This window comes from Streptomyces sp. NPDC046727, from assembly GCF_040645635.1.
Taxonomy (GTDB): domain Bacteria; phylum Actinomycetota; class Actinomycetes; order Streptomycetales; family Streptomycetaceae; genus Streptomyces.
This window is the reverse complement of record NZ_JBEYYR010000001.1, coordinates 426,506-452,409: the sequence shown is the minus strand read 5'-3', so window position 1 is coordinate 452,409 and position 25,904 is coordinate 426,506. Positions and strand designations below refer to the sequence as shown.

The window sequence follows — 25,904 nt, the reverse complement described above, 5'->3', positions numbered from 1 at the left end:
GGCGGATGGAGTCGGTGACCACACGGTCCGCGCCCGACTTGGACATGTCCAGGGTGTAGGTGAGCCCGGCGGACGGCTGGAGGATCTTCGGTTGCCTCTGTGACGGTGAGAGGGCGGTAAAAAGGGTGATCGTAGGCCCACCGGTCCCGGTCGAACCGCCGGGCCCCTTGGCACACTGAGGGTGTGCCCCAGACTGTGCTGCTCGCCGAAGACGACCGTGCCATCCGTCATGCCCTGGAGCGTGCCCTGACGCTGGAGGGGTACCAGGTCACGGCGGTCGCCGACGGCGTGGAAGCCCTGGCACAGGCCCACAGGAACCCGCCGGACGTCCTCGTCCTGGACGTGATGATGCCGGGCATCGACGGCCTCCAGGTCTGCCGCGTGCTGCGCGCCGAGGGCGACAGCACCCCGATCCTGATGCTCACCGCCCTCGTGGAGACCGCCGACCGCATCGCGGGCCTGGACGCCGGCGCCGACGACTACGTGGTCAAGCCGTTCGACGTCGAGGAGGTCTTCGCCCGGCTGCGCGCCCTGCTGCGCCGCACCAGCCCGGTGCCGGCCGGCGGCGGCACCCCGGACGGCGGCTCCGTGCGCGAGGCGCAGGTCTCCGACCGGCAGCTGGAGGCCGCCGGCATCCGCATGGACCTCCAGGCCCGCCGGGCCTGGCGCGGCCGGCGCGAGCTGGAACTGACCCGCACCGAGTTCGAGCTGCTGGAACTGCTGGTGCGCAACGCGGGCATCGTCCTCGACCACTCCACGATCTACGACCGCATCTGGGGCTACGACTTCGGCCCCGGCTCCAAGAACCTCGCCGTCTACGTCGGCTACCTGCGCCGCAAACTGGACGAACCCGGCGCCCCGCAGCTGATCCACACCGTGCGGGGCGTGGGTTACGTGCTGCGGGAGGACTGAGTGGGCCGCCGCTGGCGGCTGCCGGCCCGGCCCCGGCCGAAGCTGGTCTCCCTGCGCACCACCTTCGCGGTCTCCTTCGCGGCCGTCACCGCGGCCGTCACGATCCTCGTCGGCATCCTGTCGTACAGCTCCGCCGCCCGGCTCGTCCGCGTGGACCAGCAGTCGGTGTTCACGCAGGTCGTGCAGGACGTGCAGGACGAGGTGCGGCAGCACGCGATGGGCCCGGAGGACTTCTCCTCCTCCCGCCCCGGGCACGACCTGGTCCGCCCCGCCCGCACCGACGTCCAGGTGCTCGGCGCGCAGGGGGAGATCGTGGACCACGGCAGCCCGGTGCTGCCGGTCACCTCCCGGGACAAGGCGGTGGCCGTCGCGCGCTCCGCCGGGAAGGTCGCCCAGTACAAGGACGTACGGGTGGACGAGGACCTGTTCCGCGTCGCCACCGTCTCGCTCGGCGGCGGGCGGGGCGCGGTCCAGGTCGCGCAGGAGTTCAGCGACACCGAGGACCTGCTGCGGGCGCTGCAGCAGCGGACGCTGATCCTGATGGCGGCGGTCGTGGTGGCGGCCGGGCTGTTCGGCTGGTGGCTGGCCCGGCGGATCACCCGGCGCCTGGTGGTCCTCACGTCGGCCGCCGAGGACGTCGCCCGCACCCGGCAGCTGGGCATCCAGGTGCCGGTGGCCGGTCTGGACGAGGTGGGCCGGCTGGGCCGCGCCTTCGACCGGATGCTGGGGCGGCTCGCGCAGTCGGAGGAGGACCAGCGCAGGCTGGTGCAGGACGCCGGCCACGAACTGCGTACGCCGCTCACGTCTCTGCGCACCAACATCTCCCTGCTGCGCCGGATCGACGAACTCCCGCCCGCCACCCGGGAGGAGCTGGTCGCCGACCTCTCCCAGGAGGCGCGGGAACTGACCGACCTGGTCAACGAGCTGGTCGATCTCGCCGCCGGGCAGTCCGACGCCGAGCCGCCCCAGCGGGTGGACCTCGCCGACCTCGCCGAGGACGTCGTCGGGCTCGCCCGGCGCCGTACCGGCCGGGACGTCGTGCTGCACGCCAGCGGGGACACGACGACCGACGGGCGGCCCGGGATGCTCCAGCGGGCCATCTCCAACCTGGTCGAGAACGCGGCCAAGTTCGACCGGGACGGCAAGGCGCCGATCCAGGTCAGCGTCACCGGGCCGGCGCGGCCGGGCACGGTACGGGTGGAGGTGCTCGACCGGGGGCCCGGGATCGCCGAGGGCGACCTCGTCCGCATCTTCGACCGCTTCTACCGCGCCGCCGACGCCCGCTCCCTGCCCGGCTCGGGCCTCGGCCTGTCCATCGTGCGCGAGGTCGCCATGGCCCACGGCGGAGCCCCGTTCGCGTTCCGCCGCGAGGGCGGCGGGTCGGTCATCGGCTTCACGGTGGGCGGCGGGATCGTGGGCGCGGGCGGGACCGAGGGCTGACGGGCCGGCGCAGGGAGCGTACGTCCCCGGGGCCGGGGCCGGGTCCGGGTTCGGGTTCGGGAAGAGCGGGGTGCCGCTGGTCCGGGCTGTGGGTCGGGGCGGTTGAGTACGTGTACCTACCTCCTGGTGGTAGCCGCGCCCATCCCCCTGCTCTCCCGCCGTCCTACCGTCGCCGTATGCCTGAGGAGAGCACGAAGAACACCGCGACCACACCGGCCACCGCCCCCGCCACCGCCCCCGCACCGGCCGGGTCCGGGGCGGCCCGTGCCCTCGGCTTCGGGTGCCTGGGAGTCGGCGGGCTCGTGCTCCTCTTCGTGCTCTGTCTGGTCGTCTCGCTCGTGTGGAACGCCCAGGACGGCACCGACCTGCCCCGGGTCGCGCCCGAGGAGATGGCGAGCCGTGCCTTCCGGAACTCGCAGGAGGCGTACGACGTCCTGGGGTTCACGCGCACCGTGCCGCCGGGAGTCGAGCGCCACGGCGTCGGCACGGAGAACACGCTGGGCGCCCAGTACTGCTACGACGGAGGTCTGCTGGGGCTGGAGGACAAGACCGTCGACGGCGCCTACGGGCTGTATCACGACTGGGCGCTGGACCACGTGCCCGCGAGCCAGGCCGTCCCCGGTCTGCGCCGGCTGCACCAGCGGCTCAAGGAGGACGGCTGGGAGGTCTCGTCGTACACCGAGGGCGGGAAGAGCAGGGACTGGTCGCTGTTCGTCCACCGGGACGGTGAGGGGCGGATGGACTTCAGCTGGGATCCGGACACGCGGTACTTCACCGGCGGCGCCGCCGTGCCGTGCGCCTACGACCCCGGGTGGACGGGCGGCGGCGCCGAGACCTACGACCCCGACGACGCCGCCGACTCCGTGACGACGCCCGCCCTCGGACCCCGCTGAACGGACCGGATGCCTAGGGGCGGCCCGGCAGGGTGAGGAAGCCTTCCGCGCGGGCGCTGGCCAGGCCGATCCTCGGGATGTCGCTGCTCTTGGCGAAGAGCAGGAAGCGGGGCTCCCACACCGGCCGGTACTTGGCGTTGGCCCGGTAGAGCGACTCGATCTGCCACCAGCGGGAGAAGAAGGTGAGGGTCGAGCGCCACAGCCGCAGGACCGGCCCCGCGCCGAGGCGGGCGCCGCGTTCGAAGACCGAGCGGAACATCGCGAAGTTGAGCGAGACCCGGTCGATCCCCAACTCCTTCGCCTGGAGGAGGAGTTCGACGACCATGTACTCCATCAGGCCGTTCTCGCAGGCCCGGTCGCGGCGCATCAGGTCCAGGGAGAGGCCGTGCTCTCCCCAGGGGACGAAGCTGAGCAGGGCGCGCGCGTCGCCGTTCGCGTCCCGGCACTCCAGCATCACGCAGCGGCCGTCGGACGGGTCGCCGAGCCGGCCGAGGGCCATGGAGAAGCCGCGTTCGGTGGCGCCGTCGCGCCAGTGGTCGGCGCGGTCCACCAGGACGGCCATCTCCTCGGCGGGAATGTCCTCGTGACGGCGGATCCGGACCGTGTAGCCGGCCCGGCGGACCCGGTTGTGGGCCTGGCGGACCACGCGCATGGCGCGGCCGTCGAGGGTGAAGTCGGCGAGGTCCACGATCGCCTCGTCGCCGAGTTCGAGCGCGTCCAGGCCGTGCCGGGCGTAGATCGTGCCGGCCTCCTCGCTCGCGCCCATGACGGCCGGGGTCCAGGCGTGGCGGCGGGCCTCGGTGAGCCAGGCGTCGATGGCGCCGGGCCAGGCCTCGGGGTCGCCGAGCGGGTCGCCGGAGGCGAGGCTGACCCCGCCGACGACGCGGTAGGCGATGGCCGCCTTGCCGCTGGGGGAGAAGATGACGGCCTTGTCGCGGCGCAGGGCGAAGTAGCCGAGGGAGTCGCGGTCGCCGTGCCGGTCCAGGAGCTCGCGGAGTCTGTGTTCGTCCTCGGGCGCGAGCAGGCACGCGCCGCGCGGGGCGCGGAAGCAGGCGTAGAGGACCAGCAGGAACGTGACGGCCATCAGGGTGTTGACGATCATGTCCGCCCAGCGGGGGGCCTGGACGACGGCGAAGCGGTCGGCGAGCGGGCCGACGCTGATGCCGCGCAGCAGGGTGTAGGCGATCTCGTCGCCGAGGCCGGCGCCGGTGACCTTGTTCGTCGTGTGCACCAGGAGCGTGCCGAGGCCGCCGCTGACGAGGGTGCCGCCCACGCCGACGGCGAGGGCCAGGCGCGGGTTGGAGCGGTCGCCGAGGGCGTCGAACTCGCGCCGGCCGAGCAGCAGCGCGGCGACGAACAGGCCGGTGAGGGCGGTGGAGACCCAGTTGAAGGCGTGCTCGCGGAAGGGGGCGCGGGTGAGGGCGACGGCGTAGAGGCCGAAGAGGGGGCCCGCGAGGAGGAGGTTGAAGAGCCAGGCGGCCCGTTTGCGGCGGCGCATCACCACCGCGAGGAACAGGGCGAGGGCCGCCGAGACCAGGCCGGCGGTGGCCAGGTACGGGGTGAAGTACTCGCCCGCGTTGTGCTCGTGCACCTCCTCGCGGAACGGGAGGGACACGACCGCGGCGAGGTTCAGGACGGCCAGCAGCCGCAGGTACCAGACGGTGGCCGTGGCGGCGTGGCCGGGCAGCCGGCCGTCGCCGCCGAGGGAGCGGAAGCGGGGCGGGAGCAGACGGATGCCGCGGGAGGGGTTGCGGGGAGCGGGAACCTGTGGCGGGATCAGGGTCGTCTGTTGAGCGGGCATGGCGACGGGTCACCCTTGGGGACGGGGACGGGGCATGCAGACCCTACAGCTTGTAGGGTCCTGGGGGTACGGGCTGCGCACAGCCGGGGCACAGCGTCTCATCCGCCGGCTGCCATCGGGAAACCCGGCGCGGGTCCGCCGTCAGGTGCCGCAGTCGCCGCCCCCGCGCCGGGCCGCCGTCAGTATCCAGGCCAGGTTGCCCACCGCCGCCCCGGCGGCCACCGCGGCGGCGATCACCCCGCCCGTCGCGAGGCCGTCGCTGAACAGGTGCGGGCGCCGGTCCAGGCTGTGCAGGCCGAAGCCGCACAGCTCGTACACGCCGACGGCGGCGATGACCAGGCTGACGACCAGCAGGGTCAGCGTCGGCGCCAGATCGCGCGCAGCCGCCTCCGTGCCGGGTTCCGGTTCCGTGGTGTCCTGCATGGGTCCCCCGTTGAACAGGCGTGTGAACAGCCCGGTAGGTGCGGGCGGTTGGGAACCTACAATACGTAGGGTCGGTTAGGGTCGACGCCGTGCGGATCTACATCAGCGTGGACATGGAAGGCGTCACCGGGCTCGTCGACGCCGAGGACGTCCAGCCGGGCGGCCGGGACTACGAGCGGGGCCGCGCCCTGATGGCCGAGGACGTGAACGCCGCCGTACAGGGCGCCCTCGCGGCCGGTGCCGCCGACATCCTCGTCAACGACGCCCACGGTCCGATGCGCAACATCCTCCCCGAGGCGCTGCACCCCGCGGCCCGCCTGGTGCGCGGCAGGCCCAAGCAGCTGGGCATGCTGGAGGGCCTGACCGGGGAGTACGACGCCGCGCTGTGCGTCGGCTACCACTCCCGGGCCGGCGCGCTGGGCGTGCTCAGCCACAGCTTCATGGGTCATGAGATCGAGGACATGTGGCTGGACGGCCGCCCGGTCGGCGAGATCGGCCTCGCCCACGCCACGGCGGCGGCCCTCGGGGTGCCCGTAGTGGCCCTCACGGGTGACGACGCGGCGTGCACGGAGATGACGGAGTGGGACGCGTCGGTCGTCACCGTCCCGGTGAAGTACGCCCACGACCGCTTCGCGGCCGAGCTGCGGCCGCAGGCGGAGGCCCACAAGGCCATCGAGGAGGGGGTCGCCCGCGCGCTGACCCCGGCGCCGCGCCGCCCCGCACCGCCCGCCGCCGCGGCGACCCTCGCCGTCCGCTGGCAGTCCGCCTCGGTCGCCGCCACCCTGCTCGGCATCCCCGGCGTGACGGCCGAGGACGCGAGGACGGTCCGGGCGACCGGTCCGCTGCCCGCGCTGTACCGGCAGTTCGGGGTGTGGATGCGGGTGGCGACCGCGCTGACCAACCAGCCGCCGTACTGCTGACGCCCGCCGCCGTGGCGCTGCCGGTGCCCGTGGCTGCGCTGCGCGCGTGTTCCTGCGGATCCTGGCCGACGGCTTCGGCCCCCTGGAGGTGATCGACGCCGACGACACGGCCGTCACCTTCCGTCCGGACCGGGAGCGGGGCGTGGGGGTCAGTCCGTTGTGGGGTGGGCGGTGCGGCGGGCGTAGGCGCGGGCCGCGCGGGCGCGGTCGCCGCAGCGGGTGGAGCACCAGTGCCGGCGGCCGTGGCGCAGCAGGTAGCGGTTGCAGGGCGGGGAGCCGCAGGCGGTGAGGCGTTCCGCGTCCGGCCCGGTGAGCAGGTCGGCGGCGTCGGCGGCGAGGGCGGCCAGCGCGTGCTCGACGATCTGGGTGGTGGGGTGGGCCGCGGCCCGGTACAGGCCGCGGTCGGGGGACCAGTGCAGCAGTGAGGCGGCCGGGGCGAGGGTGAGCGCGTCGTTCAGGGCGGCGAGCGCGGCGGGCGGGGCGGGGGCGCCGTCGATACGGGCGGCGAGCAGCGCGCGGACCGGATCACGCAGGGCGCGCAGCCGGCTCGCGCAGGTCTCGCGCAGTTCTGCGCCGGCCGGGGCGAGACCGCGGTCCACCAGCCAGCGCTGGGCGGCGGCGGGGGTGTCGAGCAGATCCGCCGACTGGCCGCCGGGCAGGGTGATCGCGGCGTTGGCGAGATCGAGCGCCGGGTGCTGCTCGGCGCCGGGGGCGGGGGGCAGGGGCGGCTCGGACGCCGCGTCGCTCTCTCTCACGTATCTCATGGTAGGTCTTGCCCTCATCCGTGAGAAGGGGCTACCGTCTCTCACGGATGAAATCCCATCTATCCATGAGGTGAGTCGGCATGCAGATCCCCGTCCAGGTCCTCGGCGGCCCCACCGTCGTCATCGAGTACGGCGGCCTCCGCTTCCTCACCGACCCGACCTTCGACGAGCCCGGCGACTACCCGGCGCCCAGCGGCCGGGTCCTCACCAAGACCGCCCCGCCCCGCGTCGCCCTCGCCGAACTCGGCCCCGTCGACGTCGTCCTGCTCTCCCACGACCAGCACGCCGACAACCTCGACCACTCCGGCCGCGCCCTGCTCGCCGACGTCCCGCGCACCTTCACCACCCCGGCGGCGGCCGAACGCCTCGGCGGCACCACCGAGGCCCTCACCCCCTGGCAGTCCGTGGACCTGCCCCGCCCCGACGGCGGCACGGTCACCGTGACCGCCGCGCCCGCCCTCCACGGCCCCGAGGGCTCCGAGCCGATCGTCGGCGAGGTCACCGGCTTCCTGCTGACCGCCGCCGACCTGCCCACCGTCTACGTCAGCGGCGACAACGCCTCCCTGGACCTGGTCAAGGAGATCGCCGCCCGGTACGCCCCCGTCGACACCGCCGTCCTCTTCGCCGGCGCGCCCCGTCTGCCCGTACTCGACGACGCCCTCCTCGTCCTGGACGGTGCCGGTACGGCGACCGCCGCCCAGCTCCTCGAAGCCCGCCGGGTGGTCCCCGCCCACTGCGACAGCTGGGCCCACTTCACGGAGACCCGCGAGGACGTGGTGCGGGCGTTCGAGGAGGCGGGGCTGGCGGACCGCCTCCAGCTGGACTGACCGGCCGGTCACCGCACCCGTTCCGAGGCCGCGCCGACCCCGAGGACGTCCAGCATGGCCCGGGTGGCCGGGCTCGGGTTGAAGCGGCTCCAGGCCAGATACTCGACGCGATGCGGCCCGTCGACCACCGGGACCAGCGCGAGACCGGGGTCCCGGGCGGCCAGCGGCCGGATGAACGCCGAGGGCAGCAGCGCGATCCCGAGCCCGCGCCCGATCAGCCGGGTGATCAGCTCGACGACACCGGCCTCGTACGCCACATCGCGGACCAGGCCCGCCGCGGCGAACGCCTGATCCGACTGGGCCCGGGCCGGCGTCCCCGCCACGAAGTCCACGAACGTCTCCTCGGCGATCTCCCGCAGCGCGACCCGGGACGCCCCGGCCAGCCGGTGCCCGGCCGCCACGACCAGGACATGCTCATCGTGGTCGAGCACCAGGCTCTCCACCCCGGACGGCCGCTCGTCCTCCGGCAGCCCGAGGAAGGCGATGTCCAGGTCGCCGTCCCGGATCGCCGCCGCGAGCTCGTCACTGCGCCCCGACCGGAGCATCACCCGGACGTCCGGGTGCTGGGCGCGATACCGCTGCAACACCTCCGGTACGTCCACGGCGGCGGTGGTCACGATCACGCCGACGGCAAGCCGGCCGCGCACCACGCCCGTCGCGGCGGCGGCGTCCGCCACGGCGAGGTCGGCGGCGGCCAGCGCCTCCCGTGCCCGGGCCACGAACGCCTCGCCCGCACGGGTCAGTTCGACACGCCGGCTGGACCGCGCGAACAGCCGCACCCCCAACTCCCGCTCCAGGCCGGCGATCCGGTGACTGAGCGACGACTGCACCACGAAACAGCGCTCGGCGGCCCGGGTGAAGTTACGGGTCTCGGCGACGGCGACGACGTACCGCATCTGCTGAAGGTCCACACAGTCCATCGTTCTCGTTCATGGCTGCGATGACAACCATGTCTTGGACGCATGGCGTCGCGCTGCCGAGACTCATCACATGCCCGCCCACGCGCACCGATCGGCAACCGTCCTCCTGACCGCCCTCGCCCCCGCCTCCTGGGGCACGACCTACGTCGTCACCACCGAACTCCTCCCGCCCGGGCACCCGATGTTCGCCGGCCTCATGCGCGCCCTGCCCGCCGGGCTGGCCGGCCTGGCGCTCACCCGGGTCCTCCCCCGCGGGGACTGGTGGTGGAAGGTCCTCGTCCTCGGTGTGCTCAACATCGGCGGGATGCCTCTGCTGTTCGTGGCGGCCGAACGGCTCCCCGGCGGAGTCGCCGCGACCCTCGGTGCCTCCCAGCCGCTGCTGGTCGCCACCCTGGCCATCGCGGTGCTCCACGACCGGCCGACCGCCTGGCGGTGGACCTGGGGCGCGCTCGGTGTGGCCGGCGTCGGACTCGTCGTGCTCGGGCCGCATGCCCGGCTGGACGCCGTCGGCGTGCTCGCCGGTCTCGGCCATACGGCGACCATGGCGGCCGGGGTCGTCCTCACCAAGCGCTGGGGCCGCCCCGCGGGCGCCGGCCCCCTCACCTTCGCCGCCTGGCAGCTCACGGCCGGCGGCCTGCTCCTGCTCCCGCTGACCCTGACCACCGAGGGGCTGCCGCCCCGCATCGACGCCGGCGCGGCCGGCGGCTATCTGTGGCTCGGCAGCATGGGCGGCCTGATCGCGTACACGCTCTGGTTCCGTGGCATAGCCCGCCTCCCGGTCGGCGCCTCCGCGCCCTTGGTGCTGCTCTCGCCGCTGGTCGCCACGGTCATCGGCACGGCCAGGGGCGAGTCCCTGAGCCTGCCCCAGACGTTCGGCTTCGCCCTGTCCCTGGCGGCGATGCTCGCCGCACAACTCGACCCGCACAGAAGGAGAGAAGACCCGATGCCGGAAACAGCAGGCATGACGATCGCGGTACTCGGCGCCACCGGTATGGTCGGCAGCCGGGTGTCCGCCGAGGCCGCCGCCCGCGGCCACAGGGTGCTGGCCCTGTCCCGCAAGCCGGCGGGCGAGCACCCGAACGTGACACCGGTCCCGCTCGACGCGAACGACCCCGACGCCGTCCACCGGGCGCTGGCGGACTCGGGCGCGCACGCCGCCGTACTGACCGTACGCACCCACCCGGTGGACGAGGACTTCCTGCTCGGCACCACCCGGACACTCCTGGACGCCGCCGCCCGGCTGGGCATCCGCGTCCTGGTCATCGGCGGAGCCGGTGCCCTGCGCAGCCCCGACACCCCCGATCTCCTGGTGGCCGACGACCCGGCGTACGTGCCCCCGGAGTGGCGGCCGGTCGCCGCGGCCGGAGTGGCCCAGCTCCGCACCTGCCAGGCCCACCCCCACACCGACTGGGTCTACCTGAGTCCCCCGGCCCTCCTGGAACCCGGCTCCCGCACCGCCCGCTACCACCGCGGCACGGACACCCTCCTCACCACACCCGACGGCCAGTCCTGGATCACCGCGGAGGACCTGGCCGTGGCCGCCGTGGACGAACTGGAGACCCCGGGCCGGGACCGGCACATCACGGTCGTGCACGCCGACGAGGAGTGAGACGGGGACGCGGGCGCTGCCGGGTCAGAGCAGGAAGTCCAGCAGCGCCCTCGTCAGGGCCCCCGGAACCTCTTCGGCCAGGAAGTGGCCGGAGCCGGGAAGGACCAGGCCGGTGGCGACCTTGCGCATGTCCTGGGGCCGGGGGGGGTACCGGTGGTGACGGTGTGGCTGGTGAACGTGTCTGCGAACCCGGCGGGCAGGTTCGGCACGTCGTTGACGGTGAACGGCACGGGGGCCTCCTCGTGACGCGCGTGTGCCTGGAGACACGTGTGCCTGGGCACAGGTGGGCCGGGCACAGCGGCGTCACGCCGAAACGGATAAAGCCCTGGTCGCCCGCGCCGAACGAGCACTGACCGAGGGCGACCCCTGGCGGGCCCTGACGGGCTTCCTCGACATCACCTTGGAGGCGCAGCTGACGGACTCCTCGATCTCCCTCGCGCACCGCGGGGGTCGTGCGCGGCGTCGTCACCTGGGACGACCTGCGGCCACTCATGTGCGGCGTCGCCTACGCCGCGAGCGTCCACGCCGACGACCAGCAGACCCGCCAAGCGGCCACATTTGGCCATTCCGCCGGCCAGACGGTTTCCGCGGCGGCTACGGGGCAGTGTGAGGGCGGGGCCACAACTGGAGGCCCCGCGCCAGGGCACCCAGCCGACTCGCTGTCTCATCGAGACAATCCGCACGATGACACTGCATGTCATGCCAATTCAGGGCATGCCTGTATCTGATTGTCATCGGAGCGAGTGATTGAGGCGCGCAAACCAGAGCCAGAGCGCCCCGGGCAGGCATTTTGCAATTCTTTTACACTACCTCTTCACCTCGCGTGCTAGCTTTCCCGGCAAAGATCATCTTGCATGTTTAGCGGTGGTGGGGGTTGGGGGAAATGCGCAGGGTGCTTCCCGTTGTCTTGGTTTCCTATGACATCGGCGCAGCCTCTCCTGTAAAAATTGCTGCTGCCGCGAGGCGCGTCTGCGATGTGGTCTTTCTCGCCGACCGGGCCCGCCCGCATGTGGCGGATCAATATGAAAACCTGCTCCAAGTCGGACGGGTTGTCGATATCACGGGGTTGACGCGAGCGGACATCATCGCCGCGGTTTCGGAAATGAATCCGGCTGGCGTTGTGAGTTTCAGCGAGTTCCAGCAGTCACTGGTGTCCGACCTTGTCGAGGCGCTGGGACTCCGGGGTAACAGCCCTGCCACCGTGCATCTTCTGACGGACAAGCTGCGGCAGCGCCAGTGCCTCGCCGACGCCGGGGTGCAGTCGACGTGCTCCGCCGCGATAACCTCTCTCCAGGAGATCGAGGCAGCAGCGCTGCGTGTGGGATTTCCCGCGGTGTTGAAGCCCCGTCGTGGGAGCGGAAGCGTTCACACGTATCTTGTGAACTCTCTGGAAGAATGCGCGATCCGGGTCCGGGAGGTTTCGGGGACGGGTGTTGTCGATTTCGTCCTGGAGGAGCTCCTCGTGGGCGATACCAGTGGCCCGGGAGCCGGCTGGGGCGACTACGTCTCGGTGGAGTCCGTGGTGCAGAACGGCGAGGCGCAGACGGTCTGCGTCACCGGAAAGCACCCACTCGCCGAACCCTTCCGGGAGACCGGTGACATCCTTCCCAGCACCCTCGAGGACTCGCTCGCTGCCGAGGTCGTGAGCCTTGAGCGGGCGGCACTGACGGCGCTCGGCGTACAGGACGGCGTCTACCACACCGAGGTGAAGCTGACCGCGGAGGGACCTCGGATCATCGAGGTCAACGGGCGGATGGCGGGCTACGTGGGCGACCTGCTCATGCGGGCCGCCGGGCTGGATCTCACCAGGGTGGCCCTCGAGGTGGCCCTCGGGAAGCCGGTCTCCGTCAACGATGTGACCTTTGACCGGTTCACCTACCAACGTTTCGTGATTCCTCCGGCCGGCAGCCACACGGTGGTCTCCCTGGACCCCTTGCAGACGTTGTCGGAGATATCCGGTGTGCAGCGGGTCGAAGTGCGCACACAGGTCGGCGAAAAGCTGGATTGGCGCGACGGAACACAGGGGATGCTTGCCATCGTCTACGGCTCGGCATCCTGCCCCGAGGAAGTCCTTGCTTTTATTTCCGCGGCCGAGATCGCCGCGGCAGAGTCCTGCATGTGACGTTGCCGTCAGGGCTATTTTTCTTCCAGCTAGCGGAACCCAAGGACAAGAGCAAATGCGTGACAGTGTCGCTATCATCGGCATGTCCATTCGCACATCAGGCGCGCGGGATATCAACGAGTTCTGGGACCTGATCAGGAATGCCGAAAGCGGTCGGCACACACTGGATCACATTGAACTGGCCCGGCGTGGGGTGCCTTACCACCGGTACACACATGCCGACTTCGTGCCGGTCACCTATCCGTTGAAGCAGGCGCTGGAGTTCGATACCGAGGCGTTCCGATTCAGCGCGACAGAAGCGGAACTGACCGACCCCCAGCATCGCCTCCTGCTGGAGGAATGCTATAGGGCAGTGGAAAGCTCCGGGCACTACATCGGTTCTCTTCCCGGCGTGGTCGGGGTGTATCTCGGTGCCAAGCCGAGCAACCACGGAGCGCTGCTGGAGCGCGAGCTGTGGGCAAGTGGTGACAACCTGGAACTGACCAGGCTGGCCATCGGAAATCATCCCGACTACCTGTCGAGCCGGGTGGCGTACAAATACGGCCTGACCGGCCCGGCTCTCACCGTACAGACAGCCTGCTCGTCCTCGGCGGTCGCCATTCATCTGGCGAGCCAGGCAATTCTGTCCGGGGAGTGCGATTCCGCGATCGTCGGCGGTGTGGCGTACGACCTCCAGGACGCCGGCTACCTGTACTCCGAGGGCGGCATTTACTCGAAGCGCGGGCTGTGCGAACCGTTCATGACCACGGCCGACGGCACGGTGGAGGGCAACGGGGCGGTCGCGCTGTTCCTGCGGCGTCTCGATGTGGCGGTGGCGGCAGGCGACCCGGTGCTCGCGGTGATCGCCGGTACCGCTGTCAACAACGACGGCCAGGACCGGGCCGGCTTCTCCGCGCCGGGTGTCAAGGGCCAGATCGCGGTGATCGAAGAAGCCCTCGACGTCGCCGAACTCACCGCCGACCGGATCGGGCTCTTCGAAGCCCACGGCACCGGCACCGGCATCGGGGACACCCTGGAGGTCGAAGCGGCCGCCCGGGCGTGGTCCGCGCACGGCGCCACCAGGGAGAACTGCCGGCTCACCTCGATCAAGGCCAACGTGGGCCATCTCGCGGCCGCCGCCGGTGCCGCGGGCGTCGTCGCCGCCGTGCTGGCCATGCAGCACGAGGAAATCCCCCCGAACCTGCCTCTCACGCACGGCGCCACCCCCATGGACCTCAGTGACACCCCGTTCGTGCTGTCGGGCGAGGTGGTCGCCTGGCCCCGGGGCGAGGAGCCCCGCCATGCGGCCGTCAGTTCCTTCGGCCTCGGCGGGACGAACGCGCACCTCATCCTCAGCGATGCCGACATCAGCGGGCCGTCCCGGCAGACCCCTCAGCGCACCTGGCAACTGCTGCCCCTGTCCGCGGACGACTCCGAACGGCTCGACCAGAGCGTGCACAACGTCCGGGACCTGGTGAACGGAGCATCGGCGGAAGAGCGGTCTGGACTGGGCCGAACGCTGCGCACCGGCCGCCCCTCACTCGCCGTCCGCACCTCGGTCGTGGTCTCGACGCATCCGTCACAGGCGGACGCGGACTGGCCTGTCCCCGCCTCCTTCTCCCGGCCTGCCGAGCAGCACCCCGACGTGATCTACCTGCTGCCCGGCCAGGGCGGCCGGACCACGGCGGCCGCGCACGAGCTCTACACGGCGGAGCCGGCCTTCGCACAGAGCGTGGACCGAGGGCTCGCGCTCATGCGCCCGCTCCTCACCCCGAGGACGTACGAGCGCATCGTGGCCGCGTTCCACGAGGGCAGCCACACCGGGGACACCGAGGTCGCGCAGCCGGTCCTGCACCTGACGAGTGTCGGAGTCCACGCTTTCCTGGATCGGCTGGGTCTGCGTCCCACGGCCGTCCTGGGGCACAGCGTGGGCGAGGTCACCGGGGCGTACCTGACCGGAATTCTCTCGTTCGAGGACGCGGTGCGCGCGGTCTGCCGACGAGCCTCGGCCATGGCCGAGATGGCGCCCGGCGTGATGCTGGCCGTCCGTGCGGCCGTCGAGGACCTGCACGGTCTGCCGGAGGAGTGCTGCGTCTCCGTCGTGAACGGTCCGCGGGCGGTTGTCGTGGGCGCCGCGGCAGGCGCGGCCGATGCACTGATGGACTGGCTCGACCGGCAGGACATGCAGTATCGGCAGCTGGAGACCTCGCACGCGTTCCACCATCCGAGCATGTCCGGTGCCGCGATCCGTTTCACGCAGCACCTGCACGGCGTCGAGATGAAGCCGCCGACGCTCCCGCTGATGTCCTGCCGGAGCGGCCAGTGGCTGACCGATCTGGAGGCGACCGACCCGGCCTACTGGGGCAGTCAACTGCGCGACCGCGTCGACTTCGCGCGTGCGGTGAGGACCACGGCCACGCGATACCCCGACGCGGTCTACGTCGAGATCGGCCCCGGAACCAGCCTGGTGAGCGCCGTACACCGGGGCGGCGTGGCGCCCGAGCACTGTATGGCCGCCCTGCCGGGTGCCGATGCGCACAAGACCCTGCTCAGCACCGTGGGCCGGCTGTGGGAGCGTGGGCTACCGGTGGACTGGACGGCATACGGAGAAGGGGACGACGCATCGCGCGCGGTCGCGCCGCCACGGATCTTCCGGGGAACCCCGGTCCTGCACGCGCGACTGGCAGGCATGACTCCGGCCATCGACCCGGTCGACCTCGACCTGCGACCCCGGCAGGACCTGTCCGCCTTCGTGGCAGGACCGGGTCCGGAGCCGGCCGACGAGCTCCAGCCACTGGTGGACGAAGTGGTCACCTGCTGGGCGGCCGTACTCGGCGGCGCGCCGGGCGTGGCGGACGACTTCTTCGCGGCCGGCGGCGACTCCATCTCCGCCGGGCAGCTGGTGGCACGGCTGCGTGCCGTCTACCCGGTCGACATCCCCATCCACCTGCCACTGACCGCGCGCACGCCGCAGGCGATCGCCCGGGCTCTGGACAGCATTCTCATCGACGCGATCGCCAACAGCTGATGTCCCTTCATCCTGGGTACGGAAGGCAGAATTCGTGACTTCACACGAGGAAGGGGTTACTCCTTCCCTCACCGCAGAGCAGCAGGCCCGGCTGGCGGCCCTTCGCCGGGGAACGCGTCGTACGGTCCCCACCGGCAGCCGCACCATTCCGCGGACGGGGAGCACTCAGGCGCCCCTCTCCCCGGGACAGCAGCGCATCTGGTTCCTGAACAGGCTGCTGCCCGACGAGACGGTTTACAACATCGCGGGAAGCTTCCGCCTCACGGGCGAACTCTCCCTCAACACTCTTCAGGCAGCGATCGACGCCCTGGTACAGCGCCACGAATCGTTCCGCACGCGCTTTGCCGTGGTGGACGGTCTTCCCGTACAGATCGTCGACCCCGACCGCCGTATCGACGTCGAGGTGCGGAACATCGCCCAGGCGGACATGGCACGGGTGCTGACCGAATTCTCGCGGACTCCGTTCGACCTGGAGTCCGGTCCCCTCCTGCGGCTGCTGGTCGTCCGCACGGACGAGGGCGAATCCGTTCTGTCCCTCACGATTCACCACATCATCGCTGACGGATGGTCCCTGGGCATCATCATGCGTGAGCTGGGGCACCTGTACTCGGACCTGATGGCCGGCGAGCCCAGTCGTCTGCCGGAGCCGCCGATCAGCTACGTGGACTACTCGCTGTGGCTGCGGACACCGGCGAACCTGCGGCGCAACCAGGAACATCTCGACTACTGGACCAGCCGACTGGCCGACACGCCGCGACTCATCGACCTGCCGACCGACAGGGCCCGGCCGGCGCTGCAGTCGTTCAACGGCGCGGACCTGGCGTTCTCCATTCCCGGGGAGCTGAAGACACGGGTCGAGGAGCTGGCACGGGCCCACGGGGCGACCCCGTACATGGCCCTGCTCACCGCGTACTACGCGCTCCTGCACCGTTGGAGCGGGCAAAGTCGTCTGTCGTGCGCGACTCCCGTGGCCAACCGTCCCTCGGTGGAAACGGAGTCGGTGGTCGGTTTCTTCGTGAACACCCTGGTCCTGCCGGCCGACCTCGGTGGGCAGCCGACCTTCCTGGACCTGCTGACCCAGGTACGGGAGACCTGCGTCGGCTCCTTCGCGCACCAGGAGCTGCCCTTCGAGCAGTTGGTGGACGCGCTGTCGCTCGACCGCGAACCGTCCCACAACCCCCTGGCCCAGGTGATGTTCATCCTGCAGAGCGCCCCCTCGGACGCTCTCCGGCTTCCGGGCGTGACGCTCACCCCGATCCCCACGGACACGGGGACCTCGAAGTTCGACATCACCCTGGACCTCACCCCGACCGACGACGGTTTCATCGCCGACGTGCAGTACGCGTCCGACCTCTTCGACGCGTCGACCATGGAGCGTTTCGCCGGCCACTACGTGCAGCTCCTCCAGGCGATGGTGGACGACCCAGGGGCCGTGATCGCCACCGTCCCGATGCTCACGTCAGCCGAACGCCACCAGCTGGCGGCCTGGCACGCGACCGAAGCCGAAACCGGGTTCGACTCGTGCGCTCATGACGCGATCGCCCAGCAGGTGGCGGCACACGCGGACCGGACGGCTCTGATCACGGCGGACGGGACGCATGTCACCTACGCCATGCTCTCCGCGAACGCCGGGCGGATCGCGAACCTGCTCCGGTCCCTGGGAGTCGCACGTGACAGCCGGGTCGGTCTGTGTCTGAAGCGCGGCGCCGATCTGGTGTTCGCTCTCGTCGGAACGCTGGCCGCAGGCGGCGCGTACGTGCCGCTCGATCCCCGGCAACCCGCCGAGCGCATCGGCTCCATGGTGAGCAACGCGGGCATCGGGGTCCTGCTCACCACGGCGGACTGTGCCGCAGCGCTGAGCGGAGTTCCCGAGGGCGTGCACATCGTGAACCTGGACGACGCGGAGACGAAGGCGCGTCTGGCGGAGGTCGCGCAGACGTGGCCGGCCGGTGTCGCCGGTCCGGGGGATCTCGCCTACGTGATCCATACGTCGGGATCCACCGGCACGCCGAAGGGCGTCATGGTCGAACACCGGTCGATCGTGAACCGCATCAACTGGATGCACACGCACTACGGTCTGCGTCCGGACGACCGCGTGATGCAGAAGACCACCTACACGTTCGACGTATCCGTCTGGGAATTCCTGTGGCCCCTCATGAAGGGCGCCGCGATCGTGCTGGCCAGCCCGGACGCCCATCGGGAACCGACAGTCCTGGAAGCCGAGATCCGACGTCACGGAGTCACGCACATCCACTTCGTGCCCACTGCTCTGTCCGCCCTGCTGTCCCAGGGCAGCCTGTCGGGCACCTCCCTGCGCAGGATCTTCTGCAGTGGCGACGTGCTCCCTGCCGAGTTGTGCGAGCGTACCTTCGCCGACTGCGGGATCTCCATCGACAACCTCTACGGCCCGACAGAGTGCGCCGTGGACGTCACCTACTGGAGCTGGCAGCCGAACGCGTCGGGCCAGCCACCGATCGGCCGGCCGGTCGCCAACACCCGGGCGCACGTCGTCGACGCGGCCGGCAACGAACTGCCGGTCGGCGTGGCGGGCGAACTCTGGATCGCCGGTGTGCAGGTGGCACGTGGGTACCTGAACCGGCCCGACCTGACGCAGGAGCGCTTCCTGCCCGATCCGTTCTCCGGCCGGGAAGGCGACCGTGTGTACCGCACGGGAGACCTGGTCCGCCGACGCGGCGACGGAAACCTGGAGTTCCTCGGCCGTATCGACAACCAGGTCAAGGTACGCGGGTTCCGCATCGAACTCGGCGAGGTGGAAGTGGCCCTGCGGGAGGAGGCCGGTGTCCTGGACGCTGCCGTCGTCTGCCGCACGGACGCCTCCGGTGACAGGCAGCTGCTGGCCTACCTGGTGGCCGACGAGCATCGCCTGGCGTCCTCGGAAGAGGCCGACAGCCGGACGGACGACTGGTCCGCGGTCTTCGACCGGGCCTACGAGGAGGGCACCGACGCCCCGCAGGACACCCTCAACCTCAAGGGATGGGTCAGCAGCTACACCCATGAGCCGATCCCCGAGGACGAGATGGTCGAGTGGCTCGACTCCACCGTCGCCCGGATCCGGGCGACGGGAGCACGTTCCTTCCTGGAGATCGGTTGTGGCACCGGACTGTTCGCACTCAGGCTGGTCGCCGACAGCGACCGGTACGTGGGGATCGACATGGCGCAGGTCGGCCTCGACCACATCGCCGCCAGCGCGGACAGGCTCGGAGTCGGCGAACGCCTGGAACTGCTGAAGATGTCCGCCCACGAGATCTCTTCCCTCGCCGGGCAGAAGTTCGACTGTGTGCTGATCAACTCCGTGATCCAGTACTTCCCCGGCCAGCAGTACCTCGAGGACGTCCTCAGGGACGCTTCGGACCTGCTCAACCCGGGTGGCCACATCTTCGTGGGAGACGTCCGCAACCTCGCGCTCGCCGAGGCCTTCCACTATTCCGTGGCCCGGTACCAGGACCCCGAGGCAGCGCATGAGCAGCTGCTCAGCCGTGCGGTCCGCAGGGTCGCCGAGGAGACGGAACTGTTCATCGATCCGTCGTACTTCACCCGGATCAGCGAGCGCATCGCGGGAATCAGCAGGGTGGAAACGGCGGTCAAGCGCGGCCGCGGAGCCAACGAACTCAACGACTTCCGATACGACGTGCTGATGCAGTACCTGGGCGATCCCGCCAAGGAGGCCGACGGCTTCCTGGACTGGGAGTCCGAGGTCCGTGACATCGGCGAACTGAGCACACGCCTTGCCGGACTCAACACCGGCAGCCTGGCCGTGGACGGCGTACCCAACGCACGCCTGCTGCGGCACACGGCCTCGGGGACCGGGGCGGCGGTCCACCCGGACGAGCTGTGGGACCTCGCGGCGAGCCACGGCCTGGACGTCCAGCTGACCTGGTCCTGCTCGCACCCGGCAGAAGGACGGCTGGCCGCGGTGTTCCACCGGGAGGGCCACCGCCCCGTCGTCTCCCACCCGCGCGTCGCGCGGCAGAGCAACGACCCGGCACGTGGAGCGGGCCTGCGGCGCCTTCCTCAGACGCTGCGACGACGGCTGCGCGAGAAGCTGCCCGACTACATGGTGCCCGCATCACTCGTGGTGCTGCCCGAGCTGCCCGTCACGGAGAGCGGGAAGGTCGACCGGACAGCCCTCCTCGGAATCGTCGAGGAACGCCACTTCGACGTGGCGCACACCGCTCCGCGCACCGACACCGAGCGGCTCGTCGCCGAAGTCTGGTGCGACGTGCTGAACATCCCGGTGGTGGCGGCCCAGGACAACTTCTTCGACCTCGGCGGCGACAGCATCAAGAGCACCCAGGTGGCTGCGCGCCTGCGGGACGCGGGGCGCCCGCTGCTCATTCGCGACATCTTCGCGAACCAGACCGTCGAGAGGCTGGCCGAGTTCCTCGACACGCAGGACGTGACGCCGCAGACCCCGGTCGCGACCCCCACGGACGTGCCCTCCAGCGGCCCGTACGCCTTGTCGCCCCTGCAGGAGCACATGCTCCGCCTGCTGCCGGAGCGTGGGGACCAGGGGCTGTACGTGGTCCAGCGGATTCTGCGCTACGACGGCGAGATCTCACCGGACACGGCTGCCCGAGCCTGGGAAGCCACGGTGACGGACACCCCCTTCCTGCGCACCGTGCTGCACGGAGCCGACGGCGATCTGCGGCAGACGGTGACCGAACACCAGGCCGACCTGCCGCACGCGGTGATCTCGGTGGACTGGTCCGACAGGACGGCCTCCGACCAGCAGACCCTGCTGGAGGATCTCCTGCGGGCGGACCGGGCCACGGGGTTTGACCAGGCCACCTCACTGCCCACGAGGTTCACCTTCATCCGGCTCGCTGATCAGCGCGGCGTATGGGTGATCACCATGGACTACCGGCGTCTGGACGGCTGGAGCTTCCCGCTGTACCTGGGCCGGTTCCTGTCCCACTACCGTGCTCTGGAGGCCGGTGAGGCGACGAGGGCGCCCGCGAGCGACGACTTCGACTACGCGCACTACCTCGCCTGGCGTGAACGCCGGATGCGGACGGGCCGTGTGACGCAGTGGTGGAGTGAGGGAATCCGGCACTTCGACCAGCTGCCGACGGTGTCGCCGGCCGGCCGGGGACAGGACGCGTTCAACGTCGTGCAGATTCGGTTCACCCCGGAGGACGTCACCCGGTTCGGCAGCGCGGTCCGCCGTGCGCGGACCACACAGGCAGCCGCACTCCAGGCGCTGTGGGGTGCCACGCTGCAGCGCGTCGACGCCCGGCAGAACCCGCAGTTCGGTGTGACGACGTCCGGCAGATCTCCCGAGATCCGCGGCATCGAAACAGCCCTGGGCATGTTCATGAACACCCTGCCGATCCGCTGGGAGGCCACCCCCGACGACTCGGTGCAGCAGTGGCTGGACCGGGCCTCGGCATCCGTGCTCGACCTCCTCGAGCGCGACATGATCAGCCTGACGGAGCTGGAGACCATGGCAGGTCTCGCACCCGGCACAGGATTCTTCGACAGCTATCTCGTGTACCAGAACACGCCTTCACTGACCGCCGACGAGGGGGCGCCCACCGGCTTCGATTTCGTCGACGAGTCGCCCGTGGCCATCGCCCAGCAGGAGCACCGACTGCGCGTCGACATCTACCCGTACGCCGACGGTCACCTCGACATCCTGCTGTCCGGCTACGAACCGGTCGCACGGCTGAACACCTATCTGACCACGCTGCGCGACCTGATCCTCGGCCTGGCGTCCTACGACCCGGCCGAGTCCATGGCGGGGCTGCTCGCCCTCCCGGCACCGGACGACGCAGCGCACGTGGTGCCCGTGCAGCGCTGTCTCGAAGCGATCGTCCACAACGCACCGCTGCCCCATCGAACGAAGGAGCGCTGATGAACGGCTCCCAGACGCCTGAAGCCGCCTTCCCCGCCTCCTTCGCGCAGCGCCGGCTCTGGTTCATCGAACAGTTGGTCCCCGGAACCGCCCAGCACAACCTCGGCCTGCAGTACCGGGTCACAGGGACGGTCGACCCGGACGCCCTCGCATGGGCGGTCAACCAGGTCGTCATCCGGCACGAGGCGCTGCGCACACGGTTCGGGACCATCGACGGCACGCCGGTCCAGGTCGTCCGCGCGGAAAGCCCGGTGAACGTGGCTACCGTCGCCGTCCCGGACGACGCCGGCATCGAGGCCGCCGTCAGCTCACTGGTCCGCGAGCCGTTCGACATCGCGCGGCTTCCCCTGCTCCGGGTCGCTCTGGTTCAGGGGCCGACGCGCACGGTGCTCCTGTTCGTGATGCACCACATCATCGCCGACGCCTGGTCGCTCGGGATCTTCGCCGACGAGGTGGCCCACCTGTACCAGGAGCACCTGGAAGGGGCCACGTCAGCGCCGGAGCAACTGCCGCTCCAGTACGTGGACTTCGCGCTCTGGCAGCAGGAGCACGCCGAGTCGGCGGAGTACGCGGACGCCCGTCGCGCCTATGCGGACAGTCTCCGAGGAGCCCCGCAGCTCCTCGGGCTGCCCACCGACCGGTCCCGCCCGCCCGTGCAGACCTTCGCCGGCGACTCACTGGAATTCACCATTCCAGGGGACACCGTCCGGCGTCTGAAGGCGGTGGCGGACACCACGGACGCCACGTTGTATATGGCGCTGCTGGCCTGCTACTACATCGTGCTCGCCCGGTTGACCGGCCAGCAGGACCTTCTGGTGGCCTCTCCGGTGGCCGGCCGGACACGTGCGGAGACCGAGCCCCTGATCGGGTTCTTCGCCAACACCCTGGTCCTGCGCCTGGACGTGTCCGGCACCCCTTCCTTCCGGGAACTCCTCGGCCAGGTGCGGGAGAGCTGTCTCACCGCGTTCTCCGGGCAGGATGTGGCGTTCGAGCACCTGGTGGAGGACCTGGCGCCGGAGCGGAACCTCAACCACAACCCGCTCGCACAGGTGATGTTCATCCTGCAGAACGCCCCCTCGCAGTCCCTGCGGCTGCCGGGAGCCGATCTCGAACCCGTCGAGATCGACACGGCGACCTCGCAGTTCGATCTCACTCTCAACCTGACACCGGAGGACGAAGGGCTCGCCGCCCTGCTGCAGTTCTCCAGTGAGCTGTTCGACCGGAGCACCATCGAGCGGTTCGCCGGATACTTCACGGCGGTGCTCGAAGCCGTGGCCGCCGACCCCGCCGCAGCCGTCGTTTCGCTCGAGATGCTGGACGACGCCGAGCGGTCCCGGCTCATGGCCCTCGGCACCGGGCCGGCGCCGCGCCAGGACCTCGAGATGGTGCCCGACCGCATCCGGCGCATGGCGCATGACCGCCCCCATCAGGTTGCGGTGGTCTCCGGTGACCGCCGGTGGACGTACGCCGAACTGATCCGGCACGCGGACGCGGTGACCGAGGCGTTGGGCGAACGGAACGTGACACCGGGCGAGCTGGTCGGCATCTGCCTGCCCAGGAGCGGCGACATGGTGTCCGCACTGCTCGGTGTGTGGCGGGCGGGAGCGGCGTACGTGCCGCTGGACCCCGAATACCCGCAGGACCGGCTCGCGTTCATGTCCGAGGACAGCGCGCTCAGGGTGGTCCTCACGACCCGTGCACTCGCCGATCGTGTCCCGGTCGGCGATGCGGTGCGGCTGGTGTTCGTCGAGGACCTGAGCCACGGTCCGCACCGCGCATCGACGCCTGCCGCCACGGCACCGGACGCCCTTGCCTACGTGATCCACACCTCTGGTTCCACGGGGAAGCCCAAGGGGGTGATGATCGAACAGCAGAACCTGGCGAACGTGGTGCACAGCTTCATGGACCGCCCGGGATTCGGCCCGCAGGACCGCATGCTGGCTCTCACCTCGCTGTCCTTCGACATCGCCGGCCTCGAACTGTTCACCCCGCTGGCGGCGGGAGGGCTGCTCGTCATCGGTGGCTCCGGCGTCGCCGGGGATCCGCAGTTGCTCGACGAGCTGATCCGACAGCACGACATCACCGTCGTACAGGCCACTCCCTCGACCTGGCAGGCCTACTGCGGATACACGGCGGCCGCGCCCGCGTCCCTGCGGCAGATCTGGTGCGGCGGCGAGGAGATGTCCGGAGCGCTCGCCGGCCGCCTGACCGGACTCGGGGCGCGGGTCCACAACGTGTACGGTCCGACGGAGACGACGATCTGGTCCACCTGCACCGAGGTCACGGCCGACGCGGAGCCCGCCATCGGTACGCCGATCGCAGGCACCCGGCTGTTCGTCCTGGACGGTGCGGGCCGTCAGGTGCCGATCGGGGTGCCCGGTGAACTGTGGATCGCGGGCAGCGGGGTCGGCCGTGGGTACCTGCGGCGGCCGGAGCTCACGGCTGAGCGATTCGGTACGGCGCCGGACGGCACCCGGGCCTACCGGACGGGTGACCTGGTGCGTTGGTCCCCCGACGGGTCGCTCCGCTTCCTGGGCCGCATGGACCACCAGGTCAAGTTCCACGGGCACCGGATCGAACTCGGCGAGATCGACGCGACGATGCGCGCCCACCCGCAGGTACGGGACAGCCTCACCCTGGTGCGTCGGCGCACCGGGGCCGAGAGCCAGCTCGTCACGTTCCTCATCCCTGAGACATGCACGGAGGTCGATGCGGGACCGCCCGTGGAGGCCTGGCGCGGAGTCTGGGACGAGATCTACGGGCAGGGCGAGGCGCCGTCTCAGGGTGATCTCAACCTCAAGGGCTGGCAGAGCAGCTACACCAAGCAGCCACTGCCCGCCGACGAGATGAGGCACTGGGTGGAGAACACGGTGGCCTCCATCGCCGCGACGGACGCGCGCACCTACTGCGAAATCGGCTGCGGTACCGGCATGCTCCTGCTCCGGCTGGCCCCTGACAGCGAGCGGTACGTCGGCATCGACCTGTCCAAGGAGGCCATCCACCATGTCGACCGCGAGGTGGAGAGCCGCGGCCTGAGCGACCGGGTCGAGTTGGTGGTCGGGAGTGCCGACGACCTCGCGGCCGTGGCCGGCGGCCGCCGCTTCGACTGCGTGATCATCAACTCGGTGGCGCAGTACTTCCCGAGTGAGGACTATCTGACGCGCACCCTGTCCGCGGCGTGCAAGGTGGTGTCCCCCGGCGGGTTCGTCTTCGTCGGCGATCTACGGCATCGAGGCCTGGCCGAGGCGTTCCATGCGAGCGTCCTGGACCAGTACGGACTGCCGCAGGAACAGATACGCACGCAGGCCCCCCACCGGGCGCTGGAAGAGGAGGAACTTCTCGTAGACCCGGGCTATTTCGCCAAGCTCCGGAGCGTCGAGCCCTCGATCACCGGAGTCCAGGTCTCCCTCAAGCCGGCCGGACCCGACAACGAACTCACCCGCTTCCGGTACGACGTGCTGTTGCAGGTCGACGGGCCTGACCACCCGGGCGTCCCGGACACCGTCCTCGACTGGGCCACCGAGGTGGGCTCTCTGCGGCGCCTTGAGGAAGTGCTCGGCGCGGCGGAGGAGGACTTCGTGGTCGACGGCATCCCCAATGCCAGGGTCGCCCGCTTCGTCGACCTGCTGAAGCCGGCCGAGGCATCCGGCCCGGACTCCGGCGGCCGTGCTCCGGTGGCCGTCGAGGATCTCTCGGCGATCGCGGACACCCACGGCTGGCAGATCCATCATGACTGGTCGCCGGGGCACGGATCCGAAGGACGCGTCCGTGCGACGTTCCGTCGCCGTGCCCCACGGGGAGAGGTGCTTCAGCCGTTCCACGACTCGAAGCCGACCGCTGTCGAGCCGGTCACCAACCATCCCGCGGCAGCCGCGATCATGCGCTCGCTACCGCTCGCGGCCCGGACCTGGGCCCGTCGGACGCTGCCCGACTACATGGTCCCCCAACTCCTGCGTGTCCTGCCCACCATGCCGTTGACCCCCAACGGCAAAGCCGATCGGAACGCTCTCCACGCCATGATGACCAACCAGGGGCCGAGCCCTGCCGCGGCACCTCTCGACGGAGAAGCACAGCGCCGGCTCCATGCCATCTGGTGCGAGGTGCTGGGCGTCGCCCAGGTCAGCCCGACGGAGAACTTCTTCGACGTCGGAGGCACCTCCATGTCCATCGTGCGGGTGCGCCAGGAGCTGAGGTCCCGCCACGGGATCGACGTACCCATGGCGACGTTCTTCGCCCATCCCACGATCGAAGCCCTGGCAGCGCATCTGGCGGATCAGGAGAACCCGGAGCGGAACGGGCAGAGTGGCACAGCCGGACAGGGGACGCAGCGCCGACGCGGACCGGCAGCGGCCGCACAGCGACGCCGTGCCGGCCGTCAGGCAGGTGCCTGA

Annotated in this window: 14 protein-coding genes and 1 pseudogene; 11 read left to right on the top strand and 4 right to left on the bottom strand. The window is 70.7% G+C overall.

Going from position 1 to position 25,904, the window contains the following annotated elements; all coding sequences use genetic code 11:
* The first annotated feature begins 183 nt into the window (after nucleotides 1-183).
* The 3 genes from ABZ937_RS02060 to ABZ937_RS02050 all read left to right on the top strand — a co-directional run bounded on the left by ABZ937_RS02060 (nucleotide 184) and on the right by ABZ937_RS02050 (nucleotide 3,245).
* Nucleotides 184-912 (top strand): response regulator transcription factor, encoded by a 729-nt coding sequence (locus ABZ937_RS02060; protein WP_361684639.1) that lies wholly within the window; start codon nucleotides 184-186, stop codon nucleotides 910-912.
* Nucleotides 913-2,352: a HAMP domain-containing sensor histidine kinase gene (locus ABZ937_RS02055; protein WP_361684637.1), complete on the top strand. Its 1,440-nt coding sequence runs from the start codon at nucleotides 913-915 to the stop codon at nucleotides 2,350-2,352.
* A gap of 176 nt (nucleotides 2,353-2,528) precedes the next feature.
* On the top strand, nucleotides 2,529-3,245 hold the full coding sequence (locus tag ABZ937_RS02050; RefSeq protein WP_361684635.1) for a hypothetical protein: 717 nt from the start codon (nucleotides 2,529-2,531) through the stop codon (nucleotides 3,243-3,245).
* Nucleotides 3,246-3,258: 13 nt separating this feature from the next.
* Here ABZ937_RS02050 and ABZ937_RS02045 read toward each other — a convergent pair whose 3' ends face one another.
* Together ABZ937_RS02045 and ABZ937_RS02040 are read right to left on the bottom strand one after the other, a co-directional pair.
* Nucleotides 3,259-5,046, bottom strand: coding sequence for a phosphatidylglycerol lysyltransferase domain-containing protein (locus ABZ937_RS02045; protein WP_361684633.1), 1,788 nt, complete (start codon nucleotides 5,044-5,046; stop codon nucleotides 3,259-3,261).
* Nucleotides 5,047-5,187: 141 nt separating this feature from the next.
* Complete coding sequence (locus ABZ937_RS02040; protein ID WP_361684631.1) at nucleotides 5,188-5,469, bottom strand: hypothetical protein; 282 nt, start codon at nucleotides 5,467-5,469, stop codon at nucleotides 5,188-5,190.
* 89 nt (nucleotides 5,470-5,558) lie between these two features.
* On the opposite strand from ABZ937_RS02040, the gene ABZ937_RS02035 reads away from it, so the two are divergent.
* Nucleotides 5,559-6,389, top strand: coding sequence for a M55 family metallopeptidase (locus ABZ937_RS02035; protein ID WP_361684629.1), 831 nt, complete (start codon nucleotides 5,559-5,561; stop codon nucleotides 6,387-6,389).
* A gap of 149 nt (nucleotides 6,390-6,538) precedes the next feature.
* Here the strand turns inward: ABZ937_RS02035 and ABZ937_RS02030 are convergent, their stop codons facing one another.
* On the bottom strand, nucleotides 6,539-7,153 hold the full coding sequence (locus ABZ937_RS02030; RefSeq protein WP_361684627.1) for an ABATE domain-containing protein: 615 nt from the start codon (nucleotides 7,151-7,153) through the stop codon (nucleotides 6,539-6,541).
* 80 nt (nucleotides 7,154-7,233) lie between these two features.
* Between ABZ937_RS02030 and ABZ937_RS02025 the strand changes: the two genes are divergently transcribed.
* Nucleotides 7,234-7,980: an MBL fold metallo-hydrolase gene (locus tag ABZ937_RS02025; RefSeq protein ID WP_361684625.1), complete on the top strand. Its 747-nt coding sequence runs from the start codon at nucleotides 7,234-7,236 to the stop codon at nucleotides 7,978-7,980.
* 8 nt (nucleotides 7,981-7,988) lie between these two features.
* Here ABZ937_RS02025 and ABZ937_RS02020 read toward each other — a convergent pair whose 3' ends face one another.
* Entirely contained in the window at nucleotides 7,989-8,891 is a 903-nt protein-coding gene (locus tag ABZ937_RS02020) for a LysR family transcriptional regulator (RefSeq protein WP_361684623.1), read from the bottom strand.
* 79 nt (nucleotides 8,892-8,970) lie between these two features.
* On the opposite strand from ABZ937_RS02020, the pseudogene ABZ937_RS02015 reads away from it, so the two are divergent.
* The 6 genes and pseudogenes from ABZ937_RS02015 to ABZ937_RS01990 form a co-directional block, all read left to right on the top strand.
* Nucleotides 8,971-9,822: pseudogene (locus tag ABZ937_RS02015) on the top strand (EamA family transporter); the annotation flags it as partial.
* Complete coding sequence (locus tag ABZ937_RS02010) at nucleotides 9,799-10,509, top strand: NAD(P)H-binding protein (RefSeq protein ID WP_361684731.1); 711 nt, start codon at nucleotides 9,799-9,801, stop codon at nucleotides 10,507-10,509. The pseudogene ABZ937_RS02015 and the gene ABZ937_RS02010, both read left to right, overlap by 24 nt.
* A gap of 892 nt (nucleotides 10,510-11,401) precedes the next feature.
* Entirely contained in the window at nucleotides 11,402-12,631 is a 1,230-nt protein-coding gene (locus ABZ937_RS02005; RefSeq protein ID WP_361684621.1) for an ATP-grasp domain-containing protein, read from the top strand.
* Nucleotides 12,632-12,686: 55 nt separating this feature from the next.
* The gene (locus ABZ937_RS02000; RefSeq protein ID WP_361684619.1) at nucleotides 12,687-15,638 is read left to right on the top strand and encodes a type I polyketide synthase; all 2,952 of its coding nucleotides are present in this window, start codon (nucleotides 12,687-12,689) and stop codon (nucleotides 15,636-15,638) included.
* Nucleotides 15,639-15,672: 34 nt separating this feature from the next.
* Entirely contained in the window at nucleotides 15,673-21,513 is a 5,841-nt protein-coding gene (locus ABZ937_RS01995) for an amino acid adenylation domain-containing protein (RefSeq protein ID WP_361684617.1), read from the top strand.
* Nucleotides 21,513-25,904 (top strand): amino acid adenylation domain-containing protein, encoded by a 4,392-nt coding sequence (locus ABZ937_RS01990; protein ID WP_361684615.1) that lies wholly within the window; start codon nucleotides 21,513-21,515, stop codon nucleotides 25,902-25,904. The genes ABZ937_RS01995 and ABZ937_RS01990 overlap by 1 nt, the downstream gene beginning before the upstream one ends.